Origin of the sequence: Ideonella azotifigens (assembly GCF_006519715.1) — a bacterium.
Lineage (GTDB): Bacteria > Pseudomonadota > Gammaproteobacteria > Burkholderiales > Burkholderiaceae_C > Ideonella > Ideonella azotifigens.
Genome location: NZ_VIDT01000372.1, coordinates 1 through 5,494, shown reverse-complemented (window position 1 = coordinate 5,494; position 5,494 = coordinate 1). Strand labels below are relative to the sequence as shown.

The 5,494-nt window shown below is 64.5% G+C and carries 6 protein-coding genes and 1 pseudogene; 1 reads left to right on the top strand and 6 read right to left on the bottom strand.

The genetic code is table 11. The features are described 5' to 3' along the window. The 6 genes and pseudogenes from FKP22_RS19675 to rpsB all read right to left on the bottom strand — a co-directional run. Positions 1-213 (bottom strand): annotated as a pseudogene (locus FKP22_RS19675) (phosphatidate cytidylyltransferase); the annotation flags it as partial. Between the two features lie 7 nt (positions 214-220). Continuing rightward, a complete protein-coding gene (uppS, locus tag FKP22_RS19670) occupies positions 221-991 on the bottom strand; it encodes a polyprenyl diphosphate synthase (protein WP_141289401.1) in 771 nt (256 codons plus the stop codon). A gap of 15 nt (positions 992-1,006) precedes the next feature. Next, positions 1,007-1,567 (bottom strand): ribosome recycling factor, encoded by a 561-nt coding sequence (gene frr, locus FKP22_RS19665; protein WP_141289400.1) that lies wholly within the window; start codon positions 1,565-1,567, stop codon positions 1,007-1,009. A gap of 24 nt (positions 1,568-1,591) precedes the next feature. After that, positions 1,592-2,302 (bottom strand): UMP kinase, encoded by a 711-nt coding sequence (gene pyrH, locus FKP22_RS19660; RefSeq protein ID WP_141289399.1) that lies wholly within the window; start codon positions 2,300-2,302, stop codon positions 1,592-1,594. 96 nt (positions 2,303-2,398) lie between these two features. Next, positions 2,399-3,322 carry a translation elongation factor Ts gene (tsf, locus tag FKP22_RS19655; RefSeq protein ID WP_141289398.1) on the bottom strand — a complete coding sequence of 308 codons (924 nt, stop codon included), beginning with the start codon at positions 3,320-3,322 and terminating at the stop codon, positions 2,399-2,401. Positions 3,323-3,441: 119 nt separating this feature from the next. After that, complete coding sequence (gene rpsB / locus FKP22_RS19650) at positions 3,442-4,188, bottom strand: 30S ribosomal protein S2 (protein WP_141289397.1); 747 nt, start codon at positions 4,186-4,188, stop codon at positions 3,442-3,444. 714 nt (positions 4,189-4,902) lie between these two features. On the opposite strand from rpsB, the gene FKP22_RS19645 reads away from it, so the two are divergent. Beyond that, positions 4,903-5,494: NAD(P)/FAD-dependent oxidoreductase (locus FKP22_RS19645; protein WP_141289396.1), on the top strand; the 592-nt coding region annotated here is incomplete at its 3' end.

The window sequence follows — 5,494 nt, the reverse complement described above, 5'->3', positions numbered from 1 at the left end:
CGCCCACCAGGCCAGGCCGCACAGCAGCAGCACCAACAGGCCAAGCGCCACCGGCGACACGCCCTTCAGCCCATTCAACCGCCCCCACTCCCAGCCCCCCAGGCCGATCAGCACCAAACTGAGCAACGCGAACGGCAGGGGGTTGACGACCAACAAGGCTGGCAGCAGCAGTGCGAGCAGCACCAGTGCGGTGATCACACGCTGAAGCAGCATCTGGGTCTCAGGCCGAAGCCTCTTGAGTGGAAGGTGACGGCTTGACGCCACCGAAGCGACGGTCGCGCGAAGCGAAGACGGCAATCGCCTTGTCGAGTTCGGCCTCGTCGAAATCCGGCCACAGGCAATCGGTGAAATGCAGCTCGGCATAGGCCAGCTGCCACAACAGGAAATTGCTGATGCGCACCTCACCGCCGGTGCGGATGAACAGGTCCGGATCCGGCGCATAGCCCAGCGCCATGTACTTGCTCAAAGCTTCTTCGCTGAGCGCCTCGGGCGCCAGGCCATCGGCGATGGCCCGCTTGCAGGCCTGCACGATGTCCCAGCGGCCACCGTAGTTGAAGGCCACGGTCAGCTCCAGCCCGGTGTTGCCCGCGGTCGTGGTCTCGGCGTGATGCCACGCCTGGCAGACCCGCTCGGAGACCTTGCTGCGGTCACCGGCCACATGGATGCGAACACCCTTGTCGGCCAGCCTGGCCAGGTACTTCGAAACACCCACCAGCACCAGGTTCATCAGGCCGGACACTTCCTCGTCTGGCCGCTTCCAGTTCTCGGAAGAAAAGGCGTAGACCGTCAGGTATTGGATGCCGCGGCGGTGGCAGTCGTCAATGACGCGCACCAGCGCTTCCATGCCGAACTTGTGGCCGAAGATGCGCGGCATGAAGCGCTTCTTGGCCCAGCGCCCGTTGCCATCCATCACGATCGCAACGTGGCGCGGCAGCGCGGAGTCAGGCTTGGCCGCAGCGCCGCCGCGGAGGAAATTGGACAGGTCGACCATGTACCTTTGTCGACCTCAGACCGCCAGGATGTCGGCTTCCTTGCCCTGCACCAGTTTGTCGATCTCGCCAATGGTGCGATCGGTCAGCTTCTGCACTTCGTCCTGCGAGCGACGCTCCTCGTCCTCGGTCGCCAGCTTGTCCTTCAGCAGCTTCTTCAGCTGCTCATTGGCATCGCGGCGCAGGTTGCGCACGGCCACCTTCGCGTCCTCGCCCGTGTTGCGCACGACCTTGGTCAGGTCGCGGCGGCGCTCCTCAGTCAGCGCCGGCATCGGCACGCGGATCAGGTCGCCCTGCGAGGCCGGGTTCAAGCCCAGGTCCGACTCGCGGATGGCCTTCTCGATCTTCGCGCCCATGCCTTTTTCCCAGGGCTGCACGCTGATCGTGCGTGCGTCCAGCAGGCTCACATTGGCCACCTGGCTGATGGGCACCATCGAGCCGTAATAGTCCACGCTGACCTGGTCCAGGATGCCCGGATGGGCCCGGCCAGTGCGGATCTTCTGCAACTCGCCCTTGAATGATTCGATGGACTTGGCCATCTTCGTCTCGGCGGTCTTCTTGATGTCGGCAATCGTCATGATGTTGGCACTCCTGTCGAGAGGTCAGACGTGCACCAGGGTGCCCTCGTCCTCGCCCATGACCACACGCTTGAGCGCGCCGGGCTTGAAGATGGAAAACACCTTGATGGGCAGTTTCTGGTCGCGGCACAGCGCAAAGGCGGTCGCGTCCAGCACCTGCAAATTCTTGGAAATGGCTTCGTCGAAGCTGATGTTGGTGTAGCGCGTGGCCGTCGGGTCCTTCTTGGGATCCGCGGTGTACACGCCGTCCACCTTGGTGGCCTTCAGCACGATCTGCGCGCCGATCTCGGCGCCGCGCAGCGCTGCAGCCGTGTCGGTCGTGAAGAAGGGATTACCGGTGCCGGCAGCGAACACCACCACCTTGCCTTCTTCGAGATACTGCAGCGCCTTCGGGCGCACATAGGGCTCGACCACCTGGTCGATCGCGATGGCCGACATCACACGGGCCGTCATGCCTTCCTGGCGCATCGTGTCGGCCAGGGCCAGGGCGTTCATCACCGTGGCCAGCATGCCCATGTAGTCGGCCGTCGCGCGGTCCATGCCGACCGAGCCGCCAGCCACGCCACGGAAGATGTTGCCGCCGCCGATCACCACCGCGACTTCACAGCCCAGTTCGGTGACCTCCTGCACTTCCTGCACCATGCGCACGATGGTCGCGCGGTTGATGCCGTACGAGTCGTCGCCCATCAGGGCTTCGCCGGACAGTTTGAGCAGGATGCGCTTGTAGGCTGGCATTGTTTTCTTCCCTGTGGAGCGTGGATCTTGTGAATCGGCTGAAAGTGTACGCGGCAGCCTCTCGATCAGAGTTGCTGCCACGTACAGAGGGCTGACTCAGCCGCCCTTGGCGGCCGCGACTTGCGCGGCCACTTCGGCTGCGAAGTCGTCGACCTTCTTCTCGATGCCTTCGCCGACCACGTAGAGCGTGAAGCCCTTCACCGTGGTGCCGGCAGCCTTCAGCATCTGCTCGACGGTCTGCTTGCCATCAGCGGCCTTCACGAAGACCTGGTTGAACAGCGAGACTTCCTTCAGGTACTTCTGCACGCCGCCTTCGATGCGCTTGGCCACGATTTCGTCGGACTGCACCGGCTTGCCTTCCGCGGTTGCCTTGGCGGCGTCTTCGGCGGCCTTGGCGGTCGCGACCGAGCGCTCACGGGCGATCAGCTCAGCTGGCACGTCGCCGGAGGTCAATGCCACCGGCTTCATGGCGGCCACGTGCATGGCCACGTCCTTGGCGGCGACGGCATCGCCATCAAACTCCACCACGACACCGATGCGGGTGCCGTGCAGGTAGCCGGCCAGTGCGCCGCCGTTCGACCAGCGCTGGAAGCGGCGGAAAGACATGTTCTCGCCGATCTTGCCGATCAGGCCCTTGCGCACGTCTTCCAGCGTCGGGCCAAAGCCGTCCTGCTCGTAAGGCAGTGCGCCCAGCGCGGCCACGTCAGCCGGGCCGTGTTTGGCGATCAGTTCGGCCGCGGCCTTGGTCAGGGCCAGGAAGCTGTCGTTCTTGGTGACGAAGTCGGTTTCGCAGTTCACTTCCAGCAGCGCGCCGGTCGTGCCTTCGATGAAGCTCGACACCACGCCTTCGGCGGTCACGCGCGAAGCGGCCTTGCCGGCCTTGGTGCCCAGCTTGACGCGCAGCAGCTCTTCAGCCTTGACCATGTCGCCTTCGGCTTCGGTCAGTGCCTTCTTGCACTCCATCATCGGGGCGTCGGTCTTGCCACGCAGTTCGGCAACCATGCTTGCGGTAATGGCCATTTTTCTCTCTCCGTTTCGGTGGCAGCCACCAGGGCTGCCGGGCGTTTCATCAGGTTTCGATCGGGGTGTGAAAAAGGGGCTGAAGCAGCCCCTTTCTCATTGGCGCTCAGGCGCCTCGATCAAGCTTCTTCGCTGACTTCGACGAACTCGTCACCATCGGCTGCAACAGCCTGGACCAGGTCGTGGCCGGCGTTGGCCTTGCCTTCCAGCACGGCATCGGCAACCGCCTTGGCATACAGCGCCACGGCCTTGGCCGAGTCGTCGTTGCCTGGGATCACGTAGTCCACGCCTTCGGGCGAGTGGTTGGTGTCGACGATGCCGATCACCGGAATGCCCAGCTTGATGGCTTCGGCGACGGCGATCTTGTGGAAGCCCACGTCGATCACGAACAGCGCGTCAGGCAGCGCACCCATGTCCTGGATGCCGCCGATGTCCTTTTCCAGCTTGGCCAGTTCGCGGTCGAACAGCAGGGCTTCCTTCTTGATCCGCATTTCGGAGCCGGAATCCTTGACGGACTGCATGTCCTTCAGCTTCTTCAGCGAACCCTTGACGGTCTTGAAGTTGGTCAGCATGCCGCCGAGCCAGCGCTGGTCGACAAAAGGCATGCCGGCGCGCTGGGCTTCCATCGCGACCACGTCGCGGGCCTGGCGCTTGGTGCCCACCATCAGGATGCTCCCGCGCTTGCTGGACAGCTGGCGGATGAACTTCAACGCTTCCTCGAACTTGGGCAGCGTCTTTTCCAGGTTGATGATGTGGATCTTGTTGCGATGGCCGTAGATGTACGGGGCCATCTTGGGGTTCCAGAAGCGGGTTTGGTGACCGAAGTGGACACCGGCTTCCAGCATTTCACGCATTGAGACAGACATGGAAAACTCCAAAGGTTGGGTCTTGAATCCCGGCAACCATCGCCACTGCCATCCCCTCCATCATCCTGGGAACTGGCAGCACGCGACACCTTGATAGGCCGGGTTCGCGAATTCGGCCCTGCGTCGCTAAGTCGCTACGTTGACCAGCCAGACCGCGCCGCGGGTGCTCACCACCTGCGCCACTGCCCAGCCAGCCGCAAGGCCGGCTCAGCCAATCAACACCACCTGCTCCGCACCGGCCCTTCGCGCTCAAAAAGCACAAAACGGCGGCATTCGGCAAACAGCTGTCGGCTAAACCCAAGGAGTATAGCAGGCTGGCAAGCCCGATCCGGGCCGCACATGTCAAGCCATGTGCCGGGGCCGGGTTGCACGGACCCCACGAACGCCGCCAAGCTGCGCCCGTCGCCGGCAGCAGCGGCAGCGCACAGGCACAATGCTGCCGCTTGACAGGTGGTTACCCGATGGCACGGCTGCACACTTTTGCCCCCTGCGCGCAAACCACGCTCGGCTCAGAGCCCTGTCGCGCCCACAAGCGCCGACCCGCTGCGCTTGCGGTCACGCGCTGCTGACGGTGTCGCCGGCCTTCTCGCCTCATCCGATTTTCCCACCCTCTCGCCCTCCCCTCCTTGTTGTTCGTGCGCCCGGCGCCATCTGCCCTGTGATCACCTGCCTCGCCAACGCCCCAGGCCCCGCCTTTCCATTCAGGAGCTGCGCATGCATGTCGCAGTGATCGGCGCCGGCATCAGTGGCGTGAGCAGTGCATTGGCGCTCGCGCGGGCAGGCCACAGGGTCGAAGTCTTCGAACAGCACGGCAGCATCGCTGCGGGCGCCAGCTTTGCCGACGCAGGCCTGATGCTCCCGATCGCCCTGCAAGCCCTGGTCCGGCCGCGCCGTGGCTGGCGCAAGCTGACTGCGTGGCTGGGCGGACCGAAAGCCACCGTCACCGCATCGCAGCAGGCCCAGCGCGATACCCAGCGCCTGCTCGCGCTGGCCAGCGCCTCGTTGCTGCAGGAGCTGACGCCTGCGCTGCACCTGGACCACGCGCACAGCCAGGGCTGGACCCTGCTGCTGCGCACCGAGAAGGAACTGAAGGCGCTGGCACCAGACCTGTCGCAACTGGCCAGCGCCGGCATTGCCCATTCGCTGCTCGATGCCTCGCAGATCCGCCAGTTCGAACCCGCCTTGAATCCCGAGGCTCCACTGCATGCCGCGCTGCACCTGCCAGGCGCACCGGTGGTCAACACCCGCCAGCTGAGCCAGCAGCTGCGCATGGCCGCCCAGCGGGCGGGCGCCCGCTTTCACCTGG